The 19,793-nt window shown below is 42.3% G+C and carries 21 protein-coding genes and 1 riboswitch; of the genes, 7 read left to right on the plus strand and 14 right to left on the minus strand.

What is annotated here, in order from left to right:
* Positions 1-38: 38 nt before the first annotated feature.
* Positions 39-1,508 carry an aminotransferase class I/II-fold pyridoxal phosphate-dependent enzyme gene (locus E4663_RS08695; RefSeq protein ID WP_135327295.1) on the plus strand — a complete coding sequence of 490 codons (1,470 nt, stop codon included), beginning with the start codon at positions 39-41 and terminating at the stop codon, positions 1,506-1,508.
* A gap of 53 nt (positions 1,509-1,561) precedes the next feature.
* Here the strand turns inward: E4663_RS08695 and E4663_RS08700 are convergent, their stop codons facing one another.
* Both E4663_RS08700 and E4663_RS08705 read right to left on the minus strand, forming a co-directional pair.
* Positions 1,562-1,672, minus strand: a complete 111-nt coding sequence (locus E4663_RS08700; protein ID WP_079480429.1) for a GapA-binding peptide SR1P — start codon at positions 1,670-1,672, stop codon at positions 1,562-1,564.
* Positions 1,673-1,879: 207 nt separating this feature from the next.
* Positions 1,880-2,752 carry a polysaccharide deacetylase family protein gene (locus tag E4663_RS08705; protein WP_135327296.1) on the minus strand — a complete coding sequence of 291 codons (873 nt, stop codon included), beginning with the start codon at positions 2,750-2,752 and terminating at the stop codon, positions 1,880-1,882.
* Between the two features lie 143 nt (positions 2,753-2,895).
* Between E4663_RS08705 and E4663_RS08710 the strand changes: the two genes are divergently transcribed.
* The 3 genes from E4663_RS08710 to E4663_RS08720 all read left to right on the plus strand — a co-directional run bounded on the left by E4663_RS08710 (position 2,896) and on the right by E4663_RS08720 (position 6,401).
* Entirely contained in the window at positions 2,896-3,972 is a 1,077-nt protein-coding gene (locus E4663_RS08710) for an FUSC family protein (protein WP_135327297.1), read from the plus strand.
* A 42-nt stretch (positions 3,973-4,014) separates the two neighbouring features.
* On the plus strand, positions 4,015-5,547 hold the full coding sequence (locus tag E4663_RS08715; RefSeq protein WP_135327298.1) for a glycine betaine uptake BCCT transporter: 1,533 nt from the start codon (positions 4,015-4,017) through the stop codon (positions 5,545-5,547).
* A gap of 98 nt (positions 5,548-5,645) precedes the next feature.
* Complete coding sequence (locus E4663_RS08720; RefSeq protein ID WP_079480433.1) at positions 5,646-6,401, plus strand: sporulation protein; 756 nt, start codon at positions 5,646-5,648, stop codon at positions 6,399-6,401.
* A 47-nt stretch (positions 6,402-6,448) separates the two neighbouring features.
* Here the strand turns inward: E4663_RS08720 and thiE are convergent, their stop codons facing one another.
* The 6 genes from thiE to E4663_RS08750 all read right to left on the minus strand — a co-directional run bounded on the left by thiE (position 6,449) and on the right by E4663_RS08750 (position 10,488).
* A complete protein-coding gene (gene thiE, locus E4663_RS08725; protein ID WP_135327299.1) occupies positions 6,449-7,063 on the minus strand; it encodes a thiamine phosphate synthase in 615 nt (204 codons plus the stop codon).
* Positions 7,060-7,818 carry a hydroxyethylthiazole kinase gene (gene thiM, locus E4663_RS08730; protein ID WP_135327300.1) on the minus strand — a complete coding sequence of 253 codons (759 nt, stop codon included), beginning with the start codon at positions 7,816-7,818 and terminating at the stop codon, positions 7,060-7,062. The genes thiE and thiM overlap by 4 nt, the downstream gene beginning before the upstream one ends.
* Positions 7,815-8,612 (minus strand): bifunctional hydroxymethylpyrimidine kinase/phosphomethylpyrimidine kinase, encoded by a 798-nt coding sequence (gene thiD / locus E4663_RS08735; protein WP_135327301.1) that lies wholly within the window; start codon positions 8,610-8,612, stop codon positions 7,815-7,817. The genes thiM and thiD overlap by 4 nt, the downstream gene beginning before the upstream one ends.
* On the minus strand, positions 8,609-9,301 hold the full coding sequence (gene tenA / locus E4663_RS08740; protein ID WP_079480437.1) for a thiaminase II: 693 nt from the start codon (positions 9,299-9,301) through the stop codon (positions 8,609-8,611). Before tenA ends, thiD begins: the two co-directional genes overlap by 4 nt.
* A gap of 12 nt (positions 9,302-9,313) precedes the next feature.
* Positions 9,314-9,811 carry an energy coupling factor transporter S component ThiW gene (thiW, locus tag E4663_RS08745; protein ID WP_135327302.1) on the minus strand — a complete coding sequence of 166 codons (498 nt, stop codon included), beginning with the start codon at positions 9,809-9,811 and terminating at the stop codon, positions 9,314-9,316.
* 88 nt (positions 9,812-9,899) lie between these two features.
* Positions 9,900-10,009: riboswitch (TPP riboswitch) on the minus strand.
* Positions 10,010-10,200: 191 nt separating this feature from the next.
* Positions 10,201-10,488, minus strand: coding sequence for a hypothetical protein (locus tag E4663_RS08750; RefSeq protein ID WP_193554840.1), 288 nt, complete (start codon positions 10,486-10,488; stop codon positions 10,201-10,203).
* Positions 10,489-10,892: 404 nt separating this feature from the next.
* On the opposite strand from E4663_RS08750, the gene E4663_RS08760 reads away from it, so the two are divergent.
* Complete coding sequence (locus E4663_RS08760) at positions 10,893-11,249, plus strand: hypothetical protein (RefSeq protein WP_158290462.1); 357 nt, start codon at positions 10,893-10,895, stop codon at positions 11,247-11,249.
* Between the two features lie 320 nt (positions 11,250-11,569).
* On the opposite strand, the gene lpdA is transcribed toward E4663_RS08760, so the two are convergent.
* The 5 genes from lpdA to E4663_RS08785 all read right to left on the minus strand — a co-directional run bounded on the left by lpdA (position 11,570) and on the right by E4663_RS08785 (position 17,545).
* Complete coding sequence (gene lpdA, locus E4663_RS08765; RefSeq protein ID WP_079480441.1) at positions 11,570-12,979, minus strand: dihydrolipoyl dehydrogenase; 1,410 nt, start codon at positions 12,977-12,979, stop codon at positions 11,570-11,572.
* Between the two features lie 3 nt (positions 12,980-12,982).
* A complete protein-coding gene (locus E4663_RS08770) occupies positions 12,983-14,266 on the minus strand; it encodes a dihydrolipoamide acetyltransferase family protein (RefSeq protein WP_135327304.1) in 1,284 nt (427 codons plus the stop codon).
* 28 nt (positions 14,267-14,294) lie between these two features.
* Positions 14,295-15,272 (minus strand): alpha-ketoacid dehydrogenase subunit beta, encoded by a 978-nt coding sequence (locus E4663_RS08775; RefSeq protein ID WP_079480443.1) that lies wholly within the window; start codon positions 15,270-15,272, stop codon positions 14,295-14,297.
* 3 nt (positions 15,273-15,275) lie between these two features.
* Positions 15,276-16,358, minus strand: coding sequence for a pyruvate dehydrogenase (acetyl-transferring) E1 component subunit alpha (pdhA, locus tag E4663_RS08780; protein WP_079480444.1), 1,083 nt, complete (start codon positions 16,356-16,358; stop codon positions 15,276-15,278).
* 482 nt (positions 16,359-16,840) lie between these two features.
* Positions 16,841-17,545 carry a YkyA family protein gene (locus E4663_RS08785; RefSeq protein WP_135327305.1) on the minus strand — a complete coding sequence of 235 codons (705 nt, stop codon included), beginning with the start codon at positions 17,543-17,545 and terminating at the stop codon, positions 16,841-16,843.
* A 220-nt stretch (positions 17,546-17,765) separates the two neighbouring features.
* On the opposite strand from E4663_RS08785, the gene def reads away from it, so the two are divergent.
* Positions 17,766-18,320 (plus strand): peptide deformylase, encoded by a 555-nt coding sequence (def, locus tag E4663_RS08790; RefSeq protein WP_135327306.1) that lies wholly within the window; start codon positions 17,766-17,768, stop codon positions 18,318-18,320.
* A 67-nt stretch (positions 18,321-18,387) separates the two neighbouring features.
* On the opposite strand, the gene E4663_RS08795 is transcribed toward def, so the two are convergent.
* Positions 18,388-19,161: a Cof-type HAD-IIB family hydrolase gene (locus E4663_RS08795; RefSeq protein ID WP_079480446.1), complete on the minus strand. Its 774-nt coding sequence runs from the start codon at positions 19,159-19,161 to the stop codon at positions 18,388-18,390.
* Between the two features lie 420 nt (positions 19,162-19,581).
* Here E4663_RS08795 and E4663_RS08800 point away from each other — a divergent pair, with 420 nt between their 5' ends.
* On the plus strand, positions 19,582-19,791 hold the full coding sequence (locus E4663_RS08800) for a DNA-dependent RNA polymerase subunit epsilon (protein WP_079480447.1): 210 nt from the start codon (positions 19,582-19,584) through the stop codon (positions 19,789-19,791).
* Positions 19,792-19,793 lie beyond the last annotated feature (2 nt).

Raw genomic sequence — 19,793 nt, forward strand, 5'->3', positions numbered from 1 at the left:
TCACTTGCTTTCTATTTTTAAAGAGGTGCTGAAATAAAATGAACCAATTAACAACTCCCTTATTTACAGGGCTTAAAGAACATGCTGCAAAGAAACCGACTCAGTTTCATATCCCCGGTCATAAGACTGGTAAAGGTATGGATCAAGAATATCGAGAATTCCTCGGGGATTCTGCACTATCCATCGATTTAATTAATATAGAGCCATTGGATGACCTACATCATCCCCATGGCATGATTAGAGATGCACAGGAATTGGCTGCAGAAGCCTTTGGAGCGGACTATACCTTCTTCTCCGTTCAAGGTACTTCCGGTGCAATCATGACGATGATCATGAGCGTCTGCCACCCTGGTGATAAAATAATCGTACCGAGAAACGTCCATAAATCGATAACGACGGCCATTATTTTTTCAGGTGCCAAGCCAGTCTTCATTCATCCTGAGCTAGATGAAAAGTTGGGCATTTCCCACGGGATTACACCAAAGGCTGTCCAAAAAGCCTGCGAAGCTCACCCAGATGCCAAGGGGGTACTTGTCATCAATCCTACCTATTTCGGCATAACTGCTGACCTAACTCATATTGTAGAGATTGCTCACTCTTATGACATCCCTGTATTGGTTGATGAAGCTCATGGAGTTCATATCCATTTTCATGATCAATTACCATTGTCCGCTATGCAAGCAGGTGCTGATTTGGCAGCGACAAGCGTTCACAAGCTCGGAGGCTCTTTGACCCAAAGTTCTGTACTTAACTTGCGAGAAGGTCTCGTTTCTCACGGGCGTGTCCAAAGTATATTATCAATGCTCACGACAACATCAACATCATACATTCTATTAGCTTCACTGGATACGGCAAGACGCCACCTCGCAATAAACGGGAAAGCTCTACTTGATGATTGTATAAAGCTTGCAACGAATGCAAGAGACCGTATTAATTCGATTCCACATTTGTATTGTCCCGGTGAAGAAATATTAGGAAGCGACGCAACCTACGGATATGACCCAACAAAGTTGATCATTTCAGTGAAGAATCTCGGCATTACAGGGTACGATGCGGAAGTATGGCTTCGCAAACAACACAATATTGAAGTGGAGCTTTCTGACTTATATAACTTGCTTTGTATCATCACACCGGGAGATACACAAGCGGAAGTAGACAAGCTCATCCATGCTCTATCTACTCTAGCTGCAGAAAGCACACCTACTCATCAGGAAAGAGATATGACAGTCAAGGTCCCTGACATACCTGTACTAGCATTGACCCCACGAGATGCCTTTTATGCTTCCACAGAAAGAATTCCGATGAAGCATGCTGTCGGGCGAATAAGTGCTGAATTTGTCATGGTTTACCCACCAGGCATCCCTATTTTCCTACCTGGAGAAATCATAACAGAAGATAATATCCAGTACATTAAGGAAAATATGGAGGCCGGTCTGCCTGTCCAAGGACCACAGGATGACACGTTAGAGAACATTCACGTTATAAAAGAACAAAGAGCATTCCAATAATTTCAGATAAAAAAGCCTGCTGTTTTTAGAGACAGCAGGCTTTTTGCATTATGTTATTCATCTGCAGGATGGCAATCCGGACAAGTGCTATAAAGAGTAGAAACCTTCTCGTTATCGTAATGTTCAATAACCTTCTGACAATCTTGACAAATAATTGTACCCACTCACATCCACTCCCCTGTATTTGTAATCGCTTTCAATATAACTTCATTGTAATGGGTCACATTTCGAAAATCAAGCCCAAAAGTATAACTTTTTTATAATTGTGTCATACTATTAATTTAAGCCTATGCATATATATGTTTCCGCCCGTTTGTTAAGACCTGAGAATTAAAAAAAGGCTGACGTCATAACGTCAGCCCATCTCTTTGCTAAGGAGTTTTAATCAATTTCGGATCTAAAAGCTCATACCCTTTATTTCTCAAACCTTCCACAATTTCAGAAAGCCCTTTATAGGTCCACTCTCTGTCATGCATAAGTAAGTTCGCTCCGTTATTTAGAAGGTTTGTGTTCACCATAATATCCGCAATCGCATCCGCATCCATATATTCTTTATTCCAGTCGTAACCATATGTCCAGTTCATAACCAGCATTTTTTCTTCTTGTGATAGCTGTTTGGAGTAATCCGTATTCTGCCCAAATGGAGCGCGGAAGAACTTAGGACGCTCTCCGATTACCGCTTCGATCTTATCATTCAACCCCACAATTTCTTCACGCTGTTCTTCTTTCGTCAGATCAGGAAGCGAAGCATGGGAGTTCGTATGGTTTCCGATCTCAAATCCCATATCATGAATTTGTTTCAGTTTTTCTTTTTCTTCTTCCGTATCAATGAAATGTCCATTGACAAAAAAGATGGCCGGGGCATTCATTTCCTTTAATTTTTTTGCCATTTCGACTGCATATTCGTCAGGGGCATCGTCAAAAGTCAGTAAGGCAACTTCCGGGTTGGCGTCATTGATCGGCTCGAACGACCAATTGCCTGTTAGCTGATATTGCGGTTCAGCCGGTACCTCGGACTCGTCTTGCTGCGTTGTGGCCTCCTCTTCTGTAGCTTCCTCGTCTTGTGCTTCTGTTTCTTCTTTATCCTGTTCTGAAGCCTCTTCCTCTTCTCCGCTTCCGGATGCATTAGTCTCTTCTACTTCCGTTTGTTCCGCTTTGTCTGTCTCGTCAGATTTCCCTTGGCTCTCTGCACCACATGCTGCCAAAATCAAAGTGATCAAGACCAAAGTGATTAATTGCTTCATGATAGATTGACCCTCCACTGTTATGTATTTCCATTGCCTATTATAAAACTGTATTTGTTTTTTTGCTATCGTTTTGAGATATTTTATTATATAATAGCCAACCGTGGCTAATTGATACTAAGGATGCAAAGGTGATTAAAGTCATGATGAATTCGCTCAAAAAATTCAAGTTGTTCGGTGGTCGTACGATTAAGACAGGTATCTCCGTCTTTTTCACTGCTCTTATTTGTGGTTTCTTTGACCTACCCATTATTTTTGCCGTCATTACAGCCATTGTCACAATCGAACATACAGCTGCTGATTCCATCAAGAAAGCAGCAGTGCGTTTTCCTGCTTCGGCAATAGGCGCACTCTTAGCTACGAGCTTTTACGGCCTATTCGGTAAAGGTGCTGTCACGTTTGCACTTGCTGCTATGATTACAATAGCCGTTTGTCACAAGCTGAAAATGGATGATGGTATTCTGGTCGCAACGATTACTGCTATTGCTATGATACCTGAATTTCAAGACCATTATTTTGTTTCGTTTTTCACAAGACTGGGTACTACATCTATTGGTATCATCATTTCAACTCTTGTGAATTTTTTCCTTTTACCTCCTAATTATTCGCCGATGATTTACAAGAACATCAATCAGCTATTTAATCATTCAAGTCGATTATTAGAGCGAATAATTAAGGACACCTTTGCAGAATCTAAAGAGAAAAATCGAAGTATCTCGAGGTCTTATCGTCAATTGACTGCTCATTTGGAAAGAACGTATTTACTTTCCAACTACCAAAGGGAAGAGTGGAAGTACCACAAGCATACGAAAGAGGAACTGCTAGCGTTTCAGTTTTCCCAGAAGAAACTCGGAGCGCTTCAACAGATTGCCTACCATTTAGGAAATCTGCAGTATGTGAAAATTGATGCTTCTGATTTTTCCGCTGAGGAGAAAGAGCTGATCCTCTCTTTAATCGAGGATTATGTCAAATCGCTTCAGGACCCGACCCATTCCATTACTGAAGAACAATTCCAAAGAGTTGGCAAACTGGATCACATGTTTTGGAAATGGAAGGAACAACATGTCGAAAGAGAAAGTCACTACAGACATCACCTTCCGCCTCAGACAATCATTATTTATGAACTCTTAAGTTTTCATGATGTTCTCGAAGAACTGCAAAACATGTCTGATAAGAGAAAACAGGTGGTCCGGGAGTGTTATGTAAAAGGAAACGATTGACGGAATGGAAAGCAACACAATTAAATAGAAGGGATGATATTCATGAACCAAGTTACGAGAGTATTTTACATCTCGGTAGTCGTAGCTTTCCTCTTTATCATCTGGGGCGTTTTGCCTCAAGATTTAGTGGGATCTGCGAACTTATCAAACGTTACATCACAAATACAAGGATTCTTAACTGAAAAATTCGGTTGGTTCTATTTATTATCCGCCACCGGATTCCTCATTTTTGCGATTTACCTTATCTTCTCTAAATATGGAAAACTGAAGCTGGGTAAACCGGATGATGAGCCAGAATATCCATATATTACATGGTTCGCCATGTTGTTCAGTGCAGGTATGGGAATCGGTCTTGTATTCTGGGGTGCAGCCGAACCACTTTCACACTTCCACACTCCACCAATTCCGGGTATGGAACCCACTTCTGAAGAAGCAGCGCAAGCCTCTATGAAATATAGTTTCTTCCACTGGGGTCTTCACCCTTGGGCGATTTACGCAGTTCTGGCACTAGCACTTGCTTACTTTAAGTTCAGAAAGGATGCTCCAGGTGTTATTAGTGCGGCGCTTACTCCTGTATTAGGGGAAGAGCGTGTTAAAGGACCCATCGGTACACTTGTTGACTTTATTGCGGTTTTCGCAACAATCTTCGGTGTAGCAACTTCTTTAGGACTCGGTGCACTGCAAATCTCAAGTGGACTAGCATTCACTATTCCGGGATTGAACGATACCTTTACACTACAGTTGATCATAATTATTGTCGTAACGGTATTATTCATGATCTCTGCTATGACAGGACTTAACAAAGGAATTAAATACCTAAGTAATACAAACATTGTGTTAGCTCTATTGCTAATGTTCTTCTTGTTATTCGCTGGACCAACGAACTTCATCATGGACTTCTTTACGACTTCGTTCGGTTCCTATCTTCGTGATCTACCTTATATGAGTTTCCGTATGACACCATTTGCTGAAGACAGCAACTGGGTGCAAGGATGGACTATTTTCTACTGGGCTTGGTGGATTTCCTGGGCTCCATTCGTAGGAACATTCATCGCACGTGTTTCAAAAGGCCGTACAATCCGTGAGTTCATCTTGGGTGTTCTTCTTGTTCCAACCATTTTCGGTGCACTTTGGTTCTCCGTATTCGGTGGAACAACGATCTTCCTTGAGTACTTCCAAGGTATCAACATCAATCAGGATATGAGTGATCTAGGAACGGAAGTTGCATTATTCTCTATGCTAGAACACATTCCACTTGGCGGTATCATGTCCTTTATCGGTCTGTTGCTGATCAGTACGTTCTTCGTAACATCTGCCGACTCCGCTACGTTTGTACTTGGTATGCAGACGACGAACGGAAGCTTGAACCCTAAGAACCAAGTCAAGTTCGTATGGGGTATTATCCAAGCAGGTGCAGCAGCCGTACTACTTTGGCAAGGCGGGCTACAAGCACTGCAAACTGCTGCTATCATCGCAGCCTTCCCGTTCACTTTCATCATGATTTTAATCTGTTTCTCACTCTATAAACAGTTTAATGAGGATGCGAAGGAAGTGGGCTTGAAGAAGAAAAGCTAAGTTAAAGTTAGTAAAGTGCTCTCCATAATCGGAGAGCACTTTTTTTGAATCCTTTTCCTCCTTTTTTTCGTATAATCAGGAAAAGGAGGAGAAAATACATGTTCAAAAAATTGTTGGCGAGTGTCGGGGTCGGCGCTGCTAAAGTAGACACTCAGCTAGAGAAGGATTCATTTATCCCCGGGGAAGAAGTGACTGGCAAAGTGGTCATAAAAGGTGGAGACGTTGATCAATCGATTGACGCGATACACTTGTTCCTAATGACAGAGGCAATAAGAGAAGTGGATGACAGGAAAGTAAAAGAGAAAGTCTCTCTGGAAAAGTACTTAATCACTCAAGATCTAGTCATCGCTGCTCGTGAGATTAAAGAAATTCCTTTCACTGTCCACCTTCCTTTCCATGTACCGGCTTCGGTTGGAAGACTCCCTATTTGGTTTGAGACAGGATTGGACATTCCGATGGCTCTTGACCCTCAAGACCGTGATCCAATTAAGGTGGCACCACACCCTTACCTTGAAACCATTTTGGAATGTATAGAATCGATTGGCTTCTCTGTTAAGAAAGTAGAAATGGAATATTCGAAACATCACGGGTATGTACAGGAATTTGAGTTTCAGCCAAGTGGCGAATTCCGCTCCTACCTTGATGAACTAGAAGCTGTATTTTTCCTTTACGAAGATCGTATTGATACATTCCTAGAAGTGGATCGACGCGCTCGAGGCCTGGGAGGCTTGTTTGCGGAAGCCTTAGAAATGGATGAAAGTAAAGTCAAATTATCTTATTCCAAATCTGAGCTCGAAAATAAAAACAGTGTTGCAGAACAATTACGAGCCACTATTCAACGCTACAGCCAATAGATGGTACACAGAAAAGCTCAGGGAGTCACCCCCCTGAGCTTTCTCTTTCATATTTGCCGAACTGCTGCTTTTATGTCAACTGCTTTTGTAATGGCAGAAATTACAGCTACTCCATCCGCTCCCGCTTCAATGACGTTCGAAGCATTCGTTGGATCTATTCCACCGATTCCCACTACCGGAATAGTTGGATGCACTATTTTGATACGTCGAATCCAGTCTGTACCTACCGATTCTTTTGCATCTTCTTTAGTAGCCGTGGGATAAATAGGTCCTGCTCCTAAATAGTCAACATAGTCTATTTCACTATTTGCGAGTTCCGTTTCATTTGAAACAGATAGTCCAATCAGCAGTTCAGGATGATGTTCTCTTATATAAGTCACTTCTTTGTCCGCTTGACCTACATGGACACCATTCGCCCCCAACTGTATTGCTAATTCAAGATCATCGTTAACGAAAAACAGAATGTCATTCTCTTTACATATCTCACGGAGGCTTCTCCCAAGCATCAGTCGCTCCTGACCTAAGCGGGCACCATTACCCTTCTCACGGTACTGAAAAGCCGTTATGCCTCCTGCAATGGCCTCTCTTAATACTTCATGCGGATCTCTAGAGCACTGATTCGATCCCATGACAAGATACTTTCGTAATTGACCGGACTTCATCCCATATCCTCCCCGGCCAATTGATCTATAAAGTGGGATAAAAATGTGCCTGGTCCTCTGACATCAGTTTGCGAAGCTGCTATTTCCGCTTTCTTCCCGTAGTAAGCTGCAGCGGCATGAGCACTTTCCAACACATCTTCTCCTACACTTAAGTAAGCTGTCACGACTGAACCAAGCAAGCAACCTGCTCCTGTAATTTGAGTAAGTAGAGCAGTACCTGTCTCATTCTTTAATGTTCTATTGCCATCTGTGACGATGTCTGTCTTACCTGTGCATAAAACAGAAGTTCCGCAGTTTCTGGCAACTTCCTCGGCCACCTCCGTCGGATCCGTTTCTCCTACAAAATCCACGCCCTTTGTCTCCAATTTCCTACCAATTAGATGAGCAAGCTCTCCTGCATTACCTTTTATGACAGTTGGTTGCACTTCCGATAATAGACTTTCGAACAGCTTTGTTCTATACGAGGTGGCAGCTACTCCTACTGGGTCTATAACAACTGGAATCTCCTGCTCATTAGCTGCCTTTCCGGCTAAAATCATCGCATCTAGCTGCTCTTCTCCTACTGTCCCGATATTGAGTAATAGACCATCGGACTGTCTTGCTACTTCGGCGGCATCTTCTTTTGCATTCGCCATGATCGGCGATGCTCCTAATGCCAGCAGACCATTGGCACTAAAGTTCATTACCACTTGATTCGTCATGTTATGAACCAATGGATTCATTTCTCTTACTTTGTGTAGAATGCCTTCGTTCATATACTTCGCTCCTTTCTCCATGCAAAATGATTGGTCGGACCGCTTCCATGTCCTAAAGAAAAAGATTCACGAATAGCGGCTGTCACGTATTCTTTACTTATACGCACGGAATCAAAAAGAGAATGACCTTGGCTCAAACAAGCTGTAATCGCAGCAGAATAAGTACAGCCAGTTCCGTGCGTGTTCGCTGTGTCTATTCGTTCTGCTGTAAAGACTTCCCACTCTGAGCCATCATAGAGGACATCAAGCGCTTCTCCGTCTCTGTGCCCACCTTTTATTAGCGCAGCACTAGCCCCGAGAACGGTACAGATATGTTCTGCTGCCTCTCGCATATCCTCTACAGAATGAATGGATGTACCTATGATTTTTTCAGCTTCCGGTATATTAGGGGTGATGATTGTTGCTAAAGGTATTAATCGTTCTTTCCACATTTCCATTGCGCTTTCTTCTATTAGTTCATCTCCGCTTTGAGCCACCATGACAGGATCGATCACGTACGGAGCATCAATATGCTCCACTTGATCAGCGACGGCCCTCATCATGTCCACTGTCGGAATCATCCCACTCTTCACCGCATGGATTGGCATATCATATCGAACAGAACGTACTTGCTCTGTCAGGAACGAAGCTGGCATATGATGAACTCCTTGCACTCCTGTCGTATTCTGAGCGACAACAGATGTTACAACAGACATTCCATAAACACCAAGTTCCTGAAAGGTTTTTAAATCTGCCTGGATGCCAGCTCCTCCACTTGGATCTGTACCGGCGATTGTAAGAGCACAGCTAATCATCTAGTCGATACCTCCTCTTCTGTTAACCATCCTTCACATGTAATAGCCATCTCCCAGAAGGACCACTCTAGTTGACAGCTTTTATGGAAGGCTTCTCTCATCTTTTGTTTTTCAGAGTCTGAAGCTTTCTCAGCCAGTTGGTCTAATCGGCTCCTCATGAAATTCGTTACATCCATCATCGCGTCTTCTGTATAGAATGTAATCCAAGGTTGAAAGGGATGGTCCTGCGATTCATTAAGAAACTCTATCTCAAGCTTCTTCCCTATCTCCAAATATGTCCAAGGGCACGGAAGGAGTGCAGCCAGAGTCTCCCCCATACCTCCTTGCAAGGCATGGTATAACATGTGCTTAATATAATGATCCGCAGTCGGCGGAAGGTCGTACCCTTGTAAGTCTTCATAAGGAATGCCTATATATTCACACAAATTCTTATGAGGATGCACTTCACTGTGTAAAATAAATTGAACTTGCTCGTTGAAAAACTCTATTTCTTCACGCTCCGCTGATTTTGAAATGGCGAGTCCATACACTTGCATGAACTTATTTAAGTACTCATAGTCCGCTTTAACGTAATGGGCAACAGCCTCAGGGTTCAACTCCCCTTTTCCTATTCCTTGCACGAATGGGTGACGATAGATTTCACGGAATAAGTGTTCATTCTCTTCTCTTAATTGATTTGTAAAGGACACAACAATTCCCCCTTAAGATTTTGTAGGTACTAGACGTATTGCACTCGGTTGCAGTTTCTTGACAACCAGCCAACCTAAAATTGCTCCTGATAAACTGCTAACAATGAATGGCGGCACAAAGGCCATCGCTCCCGCAGAACTCCCCATAAGAAGATGGGAGTATGGAACAGAGAACAGAGCTCCCAATATTCCCGTGCCGAAAACCTCACCAGCAGCTGCAAAAGATGCACGGTGCGTCCATTTGTAAAATAAGCCTGCTAAACAAGCCCCAATCATTCCACCCGGGAAAGCGAGCAATGTGCCTAATCCAAGAAAGACGCGAAGCAACCCTATTACAAAAGCGATGCCAACAGCTGGAATCGGCCCAAGAACTACTGCAGCCACTACATTCACGGCATGCTGTACGGGATAAGCTTTAGCAATACCCGCTGGAAACCAAAGCAACTGAGAACCCATTGTTCCAATTGCTACAAATACGGCCATTACAATGATCAACCTCGTACGATTCAATTTCATTCCTCCCTTCTTGAAGGAGAACAAAAAAAGTCAGGTCCGGGGTACGGACCTGACTTCGAATAGGCATAAGTAAATAGACGCCTCGTGCGTCTAACTACTTCCCTCCGCTGGTATTAACCAGATCAGGTTCATAAGAGTCAGAAGGTTCGATTTCCTTCTTCTCAGCCTATTTAGGCTCCCCTAGTAGTTGTTGTTAAAATATTCAGTTACATTGTCATCATATCAGACAGTTTATTATTTGTCATCTTATTCTAATATCGCTTCTCTACTTTAATGGAAAAGAGATTTAAGAAATGATATAGATCATTTATCGTGTCTGACTGATCCCTCACTTATTCGATTAAGAAATTCGTTTACAACATTCATCTGGCTTTTATCATTGCCTAATTTAAGCATAGCGCGACCGATGAAATTACCCCCCTATTCGTCCCTTCATACACGAATCTAGTTCGATCTGCTTCTTTATAAAAGGTATAAGTCAGATTGACCTCGAAGGCTTTCCCTAATTCAAACTTCCATTGCTTCCGTTTATCATCAGGTTCATCGGCATAATCTAACTCCTCCACTTTGTAGGTCTCCACTCTTTTACCCTCTCTGTATTTCTGAAGGTATTTAGCTCCGCTCTCTCCCTCAGTCCCCTCGACCAACCTATGCTCTTCTACTTTAGGCATGATTTCCTGAAGGTTTCCCCGACTGTAAGAAAACGTCCAGTTCCTTCATTCGCTCTTGTAATTCTCTAATTTGTCTCTTCATCCTTTGACGCTTTTGTAGCAATAGTTCTTCCAAATTGGAAAAATAACGGAGTGTTTCTTTACTTAATCTCGTTAATTTGGCAAATTCACTTACTTTGTACAAGTTATCCCCCCATCCTTATCCTAAGCCATGGGGTGCACCACATAGTCAAGATAACAGTATAACTTTACACAACGATGTATCTATTAACAAATCCATTAATGATACAACAGATCCCTTTCATTTATGTAACATTTTGTTAACAAGAGCAAAATTCCTTACCTCATTTGTTAGACTGAGTATGCAAAGAAACAAAGGGAGTGAAACGCCTATGATCTATCGAATGATGATACCCATCATGGCAATCATTTTGTTAGCCGGTTGCCTCCCGCAGTCAAATTCTGTTGAAGTTCTTAGTGCCGCAGAATCGGACTATGAATTATTTTTATATACAAAAAGCAGCGAAAAAGAACATGCTGATGATTACTTGAACGCCCTCTTGGATTGGAAAACAAGCAGGAATAATGTTGAAAATATTCAGTTCACACAATCGACAACGAAGTCTGACGAAATAGGTGTGTCTGAGGACCTCCTCCCAACGCTCGTCATTAAACGAGAAGGGCGAGTAGTAGAAAGTATCAGTGGAAAAAATTCGAGCGATAAAATCTTAACCCAGCTCGAAAATACGTTGTCATTTTAAACCTAAGATTACTTCTTAGGTTTTTTTAGTATCCATGGTCTTCGTACTACTTAGTGATTTCAAGATTCTTTGAGCTTCGTGAAAAGTAGAAAAGGACTTGCCTGAAGCAAGTCCTTACCAATTATTCTGTGCCTTTATTAGTCGCTTTCCCTTTTTGTTCGCCCTTTTCATGTCTCATAGCATTTAAATCTTTTTTGCTTTTATGCTTTTTATTCTTATCCTTCATCATAAAAACCTCCTCCTAAATATTTTCCCTCATTTTTTTAAATTCATGAGCACAAAAAAAGAGCCACCGTTATGGTGACTCTTTTTAGTATCAATTATTTTACAATGTGAATTGGCTGACCAATCGCAACTTCTGCTGCTTCCATTGTAATCTCACCTAATGTTGGGTGAGCGTGGATAGTAAGCGCTAGATCTTCAGCTGTCATACCAGCTTCGATAGCAAGACCTAATTCAGCGATCATGTCACTAGCGTTCGGGCCAGCAATTTGAGCACCGATTACTAGATCATCATCTTTACGCGTGATAAGTTTCAAGAACCCATCACTGTCGTTAAGAGATAACGCACGACCGTTCGCTCCGAATGGGAATTTGGAAGCTTTCACTTCGTATCCCGCATCCTTCGCTTCCTGCTCGCTATAACCGACAGATGCTAATTCTGGATCAGAGAAGACAACCGCTGGAATACCAAGGTAGTCGATTTCTGTTTTCTCACCAGCAATAGCTTCCGCTGCTACTTTCGCTTCATAAGAAGCTTTGTGAGCAAGTGGTGGTCCGGCTACAATATCACCGATTGCATAGATGTTTTCGATATTTGTACGGCATTGGTTGTCGATGTTGATCAGACCTTTATCTGTAAGGTCAAGTCCCATCTCCTCAAGACCAATTTCGTCTGTGTTTGGACGACGACCGACTGTAACTAATACGTAATCTGCATCAATGGACTTCTCTTCGCCTTTGACTTCATACTTAACCGTTACGCCGTCTTCGCGTTCTTCAACACCTTGTGCCATCGCTTCTGTTTCGATGGATACACCTTTCTTCTTAAGACGCTTCTTAACGACAGAAGACATTTGCTTCTCAAAGCCACCAAGAATATCTTTTGTACCTTCAAGGATTGTAACTTCTGTATCGAAGTTAGCATACGCAGTACCAAGCTCGGTACCAATGTATCCGCCACCGATTACAACAAGCTTCTTCGGTACTTCTTCTAGAGAAAGTGCACCAGTAGAATCAAGGACACGATCAGAATATTTGAATGTTGGCAGTTCGATTGGACGAGAACCTGTTGCAATGATGCAATTGTTGAATGTGTAAGTTTGAGAATTCTTATCGTCCATTACACGTACAGTGTTCTTGTCCACGAAGTAAACTTCACCTTTAACGATATCTACTTTGTTACCTTTTAGAAGGCCTTCAACACCGCCTGTAAGTTTGTTTACTACACTACCTTTCCACTCTTGGACTTTAGAAAAGTCAACAGTAGTGTTCTCAGACTTAATACCCATGTCGTCTGCGCCTTTTGCGTGTTCATAGCGGTGACCAGCTTGGATCAACGCTTTAGAAGGGACACAACCTACGTTCAGGCAGACACCGCCTAAGTTACCTTTGTCTACGATTGTTACGTTTTGACCCGTTTGAGCAGCGCGGATGGCAGCTACATAGCCACCAGGACCCGCACCGACTACTAACGTATCAAGTTCGATTGGGAAATCTCCTACTACCATACTTTACGCCTCCATCATAATAAGTTGTGGATCGTTCAGTAAACGCTTGATGTGGTTCATTGCATGCTGAGCTGTCGCACCATCGATTACACGGTGGTCGAAGCTCAAGGAAATCGCTAGTACTGGAGCGACTACGATTTCGCCGTCACGTACAACTGGCTTTTCAGCAATACGACCGATACCCAGGATTGCAACCTCAGGGTGGTTGATTACTGGAGTGAACCATTGTCCACCAGCAGAACCGATGTTAGTAATTGTCGTGGAAGCACCTTTCATTTCATCACCAGAAAGTTTACCGTCACGAGCTTTAACAGCTAGTTCGTTGATTTCGCTTGAGATAGAGAATACAGACTTACGATCTGCTTCTTTAACAACAGGTACAAGTAGTCCTTTATCTGTATCTGCCGCGATACCAATATTATAATAGTGTTTTTGGATAATTTCATCCGTGCTGTCATCTACAGAAGTATTCAAGATCGGGTACTTCTTAATTGCAGATACAAGCGCTTTTACTACGTAAGGTAGATACGTCAGTTTAATGTCTTGTTCAGCAGCAACAGCTTTGAATTTCTTACGGTGAGCAACAAGCTCTGATACATCTACTTCGTCCATCAACGTAACGTGAGGAGCTGTATGCTTAGAGTTGACCATAGCTTTTGCGATCGCCTTACGGATACCACTCATCTTCTCACGAGTTTCTGGATACTCTTCACCTGTAGCTGGTACAGATTGTGGTTGAGATGCTTGTTCTTGAGATTCCTCTTGAGCAGGAGCTTCTTCAGCTTGTGGCTGTCCGCCGTTCATGAAGCTTTCAACGTCTTCTTTAACAATACGTCCGTTTTTGCCAGAACCTTGTACCTGACGAATGTCTACATCGTTGTCACGTGCAAACTTACGTACAGAAGGCATCGCAATTACACGCTTGTCTTCGTCTACGTCTCCACTGTCTGTTTGTGCAGCTGGTTTTTCGTCCTGTTTAGGAGCTTCCTCTTGTTTTTCTTCTTTCGGCTCTTCCTTCTCTTCTGATCCAGAATCACCTGAGTCTTCGGAACCGTCATCAATTGTGATGATTACTGTTCCTACTGTTGTTGTTTCGCCTTCGTCAACGTGGATATCTTTAACCGTACCATCTACTTGAGAAGGAATTTCAACAACGGCTTTATCGTTTTGTACTTCGCAAAGTACGTCATCTTCTTTCACTTCGTCGCCCGGCTTGACGAACCACTTGGCAATTTCGCCTTCGTGGATACCTTCACCGATATCTGGCAGTTTAAATTCAAATGCCATGGTTATGACCTCCTATTTTTAGAGATGATTAAAAGTTCATTACTGCGTTTACTTTTTCAACGATGGAGTTGTGGTTTGGCAACCATACTTCTTCCGCTTGAGTGAACGCGTAAACTGTATCTGGAGCGGCTACACGTAGTACTGGTGCTTCTAGGTGCAGGATCGCTTTCTCTTGGATTTCAGCTGCTACTGCAGATGCAATACCTGCAGACTTCTGAGCTTCTTGTACAACAACGGCACGATTCGTCTTCTTAACAGACTCTAAAATCGTTTCGTAGTCGACAGGGCTCACTGTACGAAGGTCAATAACTTCAGCACTGATTCCTTCTTTTTCAAGCTCTTCTGCTGCTTTAAGGCTGGAGTGAACCATTGCACCATAAGCAACAAGCGTAACGTCTGTACCTTCGCGTTTTACAGTCGCTTTATCTAGTTCTACTGTGTACTCTTCTTCAGGTACTTCATCACGGAATGAGCGGTAAAGTTTCATGTGCTCAAGGAAGATAACTGGGTCGTTACTGCGGATTGAAGAAATCAACAGTCCTTTTGCATCATATGGGTTTGATGGGATTACGACACGTAGTCCTGGTTGTTGTGCCATTAGGCCTTCTAGGCTGTCTGCGTGAAGTTCAGGTGTGTGTACGCCGCCACCGAAAGGAGAACGAACTGTGATCGGCATTGGACGCGTACCACCGGAACGGTAACGGTAACGTGCCATTTGCCCGCTGATTGCATCCATTACTTCGAAAACGAAACCGAAGAATTGGATTTCTGGTACGGGACGGAAGCCTGTAAGGGCAAGCCCGATAGACATACCGCCGATACCGGATTCAGCTAGTGGTGTATCGAAAACACGGTCTTCGCCGAACTCTTTTTGAAGACCTTCTGTTGCACGGAAAACACCGCCGTTTTGACCGACGTCTTCACCGTATACAAGCACGTTTTCGTCATTTTTCAGTTCTGTGCGCATCGCGTCTGTGATGGCTTGAATCATTGTCATTTGTGCCATGATCTACTTCGACTCCTTTTCAGAGTATTCTTCCCTTTGCTCTTTCAAGTTTGAAGGAAGTTCTTCATACATAATATCCATTAAATCTGTAACTTTTTGTTTAGGAGTGTTGTCTGCTTCTTTAACAGCAGCTTTAATCTCTTCTTTAGTCTTCTCGATCAATTCGTTCTCTTCTTCCTCAGACCATAGACCTTTTTCTTCTAGGAACTTACGGAAACGAACGATTGGATCTTTCTGCTCCCACTCGTTATCCATATCTTCTGTACGATAACGTGTTGGGTCGTCACCAGCCATTGTGTGAGGGCCGTAACGGTATGTTAGAGTTTCAATTAACGTTGGACCTTCTCCATCAACTGCACGTTGACGAGCTTCTTTCGTAGCTGCATAAACAGCTAGAACGTCCATTCCGTCTACTTGAATACCTTCGATACCAGCAGCAACTGCTTTCTGAGCAATTGTTTGAGCAGCAGACTGCTTCTCAACTGGTACAGAGATGGCAAAGCGGTTGTTTTGTACGACAAAGATTGACTGTGCACCGAATGCACCTGCGAAGTTAATACCTTCGTAGAAGTCACCTTGTGAAGCACCACCGTCACCTGTATATGTGATAGATACGGCATTTTCACCGCGCTTCTTGAAACCAAGACCTACACCAGCGGCTTGAGTGATTTGTGCACCGATGATGATTTGTGGACTTACAGCATTAACGCCCTCAGGCATTTGGTTACCTTTAAAGTGTCCACGGGAGAATAAGAACGCTTGGTATAGAGGAAGTCCGTGCCAGATCAATTGTGGAACATCACGGTACCCCGGTAGGATAAAGTCTGCTTTCTCAAGGGCAAACTGGCTACCAAGCTGAGAAGCCTCTTGACCTGCTGTTGGAGCGTAGAAGCCCAGACGTCCTTGACGGTTTAGAGCGATGGAGCGTTGGTCCAAAATACGTGTGTAAACCATACGACGCATAATTTCTTTTAAATCTTCGTCTGATAGATCAGGCATAGCGTCTTCATTAACGATTTTGCCTTCTTCGTTCAGAATTTGAAACGTTTCGAACTGATTTTCAATGTTCTCAAGAGTTCGTTTCAAAATGATTCACCTCTTCCTTTCTTATTTGAAAATGGATGCTGTGAGTAGCTTTCCCAATTCTTTAAAAAATCTGTACCAATTCACACTTTACGTTTTACCCCGTCCCCATCTTTGTTAATCATGGAGTTAGTTAAGACGCAAACTGTTACATTCCCTATAGGATATTTATTGATACAATGTAAATCCACTTTGTAGTTTAGCTCAATTCGTCATCATTCGTCAATCACTTTACAAAATATATTGTAGACCATTAGAGCTCTATTGATTGAGGTGTCAAAAAGTGGTGAATCTAGGGTTAGCATTCCCAATACTGTATCAATCGTTTTTGATACCTGTATTAATTTTAGTCTTTTTTTTGCAACTTATGCAACTGATTCGCTCTATAATGGTACTACGCTTTTATATAGGTAACTAAGAGTAGTGACTGACCTTTATCCAAATAAAAAAACCGTCTCTACCTGAGACGGTTTGATGAAACAATATTACGATTCATTCGATTCGGAATCTCCGCTATTTTCTTCCTTGTTATCTTCTTCATATTCTACATCCAGATCAGAAGCCTGGTAAAATTCTTTTTTCAGGTCATTATACTCTTCTGTGTACTGATTGAATTTCTCATTAGCTTCAATGACTTTTGTGTAAGTCTGATTGATGCTGTCGATTTGCTTTTGAAGGTCTTCTTCTTTCAAGTCTTCTTTTTGCATCATCTCATATAATTCTGTATCCAGTGTTAACGCTTCGTCGTAGCTATTATATAATTCCTGGTAGGCTTCATATCGTTCCTGCATCTTCTCATACATAGCTTCCGCTTTTTTCTTAACCTCTGTATCTTCTTCTAAGTCACCGATCAGGGGCTCGATCTTATCAAATTCTTCTTTAGCAGCTTCAATACTTTCTTTCTCTAACTCAAGCTTCTCCCGTCGATCCTCTACGAGACCTGCTGCTTCTTGAGATAACTTTTTGATTTGATCGAATTCATTCATGCTAAGTTCGATAATCTGGTTGTAAAGCTCCTGCTCTTTATTCTCTAGCTCGACTAAAGGCTGCTGCTGTTCACGGAAAGCATCCTCTAGAGTAACAGCTTTTTCTAGGTGATCATAAATTTCTTCTTGAGCAGATGGCCCTGTGCAGGCAGACAAAAGAAAAGCCGCTGCTGCAAGCAACGCCAATAGAAAACGTAAACGCACGAATAGTTCCCCCTTGTACTACAACTTCATCATTGTAATCTTGTGATATGTACCATAGTATAATAAATGAAAATAAAATGAAAGTAACATTTATCGGATTTTTCCAATTACTCGTTTTATAATTCCAGTACTGTTCAAGAGAACATTTACTCTCTCTATGGACCAGCACTTTATTTTCATCTATATTTTTACAGTGGATAACTTAGAAAGGATGTTTGGAATGATTACTATGGAAGATATTATACGAGAGGGACACCCTGCACTTAGAAAAGTCACAGAAGACGTAGAACTCCCTCCTTCTGAAAAAGACCAACAAACGTTGGAAGAAATGCTTCAATACTTGAAGAACAGCCAAGATGAAGTAGTTTGTGACCGCTACGGCCTGCGTCCTGGTGTTGGCCTTGCAGCTCCACAAATAAATGTGAACAAACGGATGCTGGCGGTACATTTCGTAGACCTGAAGGATAAGCTTTATTCCTATGGCTTGTTCAACCCACGTATCGTAAGCCACTCTGTAGAACGTACGTACCTTTCTACTGGAGAGGGTTGCCTTTCCGTCGATCGAGAGGTTCCGGGTTACGTGCCACGTTATCGTCGCATAACCGTGAAAGCCACAGATCTTGAAGGGAACGAAGTCAAACTCCGCTTAAAAGATTACGCAGCTATAGTATTCCAACATGAAATTGATCACCTGAACGGTGTTATGTTTTATGACCACATCAATCCAGAAGACCCATTCAAAGAGCCAGAGAATGCAACCCCTGCAGACCGATAAAACGGCCCAGAAAGATCTAGGATAAAAAATGCCTCGACACAAAGTGTGTCGAGGCATTTTAGTTAAACTATAGAAGTCCAACTTCATATATAGCTTTTACAAGACCTCCGTTATCCACGTCGTCTGTTACATAGTCACTTACTTGCTTTGTTTCTGGTACTGCGTTGCCCATCGCAACCCCAACTCCTGCCTGTTCGATCATCTCTATGTCATTCAGGCCATCGCCAAATGCAAAGGCATCTTCAATAGTAAGACCCGCAGCTTCTGATAATATCTTGATTCCTTCTGCTTTGGAGCCACCACTAGGCAGAACATCGCAAGAGAAGGGATGCCAACGGATATAATCAAACTCAGGGTGGTCTTTTCGGTATTCCTCGATTTCATTTCCTTCACAGAACAATAGTGACTGGAAAATTTCCCTTTTCTCATAATAAGCAGCATCTACTGAGGGATGATCGATGTAGAGTGAACCTAGACTCTTTTGGATATGGGAGTGTTCAGGTGTCGTAGCTTTCATTCCTTCATGGTCCATAAACACCATAGGGTGGTCGTTTCCTTCAGACTGCTGATGCAAAGCTTTTAAATGGGGCGTGGAAAGAGGATTTTTATAAGCCACTTCCCCTTCAAAGACTACGTACTGCCCATTAAAACTAACGAAGGAATCGATTCCAAGTTCCTCACGAAGCCCTTTGTACATGAATGGAGCACGCCCTGTAGCAATCGCGACGTAGACACCAGCCTCCTTAAGATCATGGATGGCCTGCTTTGTCTCTTCAGGAAGCTTTTTGTCATGATTCAACAAAGTGCCGTCTATATCGAAAAATGCGATTTTCTTTTTCATCATTTCAACGTCCTTTCCGTTTGAATCTTCTACTGATATGTAATACTAGAAGTGGTTAGTATTTGGGTTTACTTTAGCACGACTTCTTGGGTTTGAGAAGAAAAACAGACAATATTCGAAATGTAAATGTTTCATTCTTTACCAAACCGTATTATACTAGTAGTAACAGGGATTGGGCGGTTTAACGTTTTTAGTGCTTTTCTTCATCTTGGAAAGGAGATGGATGCACGATGATGAAGCGTCTAAGAAGGGTGCTTAGAAAACGTTGGAAAAAACTTATGGAACGTAAAACCTACGCGTAACTGATGGGTTGGAACTTGTTCCACCATCACGTTTATTACCAACACATCTATTAAACATGCTATGATTGATGACAGGACAAGAATGTGGAAATTATATCTAGTTAGGAGCGATAAAGTAATGATATTTAAAGTATTATATCAGGAACATAAAGAAGAAGTTCCTGTGCGTGAACGTACTCAGGCCAAGTACGTTGAAGCAGAAACAGAGAGACAAGTACGTAAAAAATTAGCGGATAAGGGTATTAACATTGAATACATCCAGGTGTTAGATGAGGATCACTTGGCTTACGAAAAACAATCTGAAGATTATGTCGTGGAGAGCCTCTAACG

This window comes from Halobacillus salinus (assembly GCF_004684905.1).
Lineage (GTDB): Bacteria > Bacillota > Bacilli > Bacillales > Halobacillaceae > Halobacillus > Halobacillus salinus.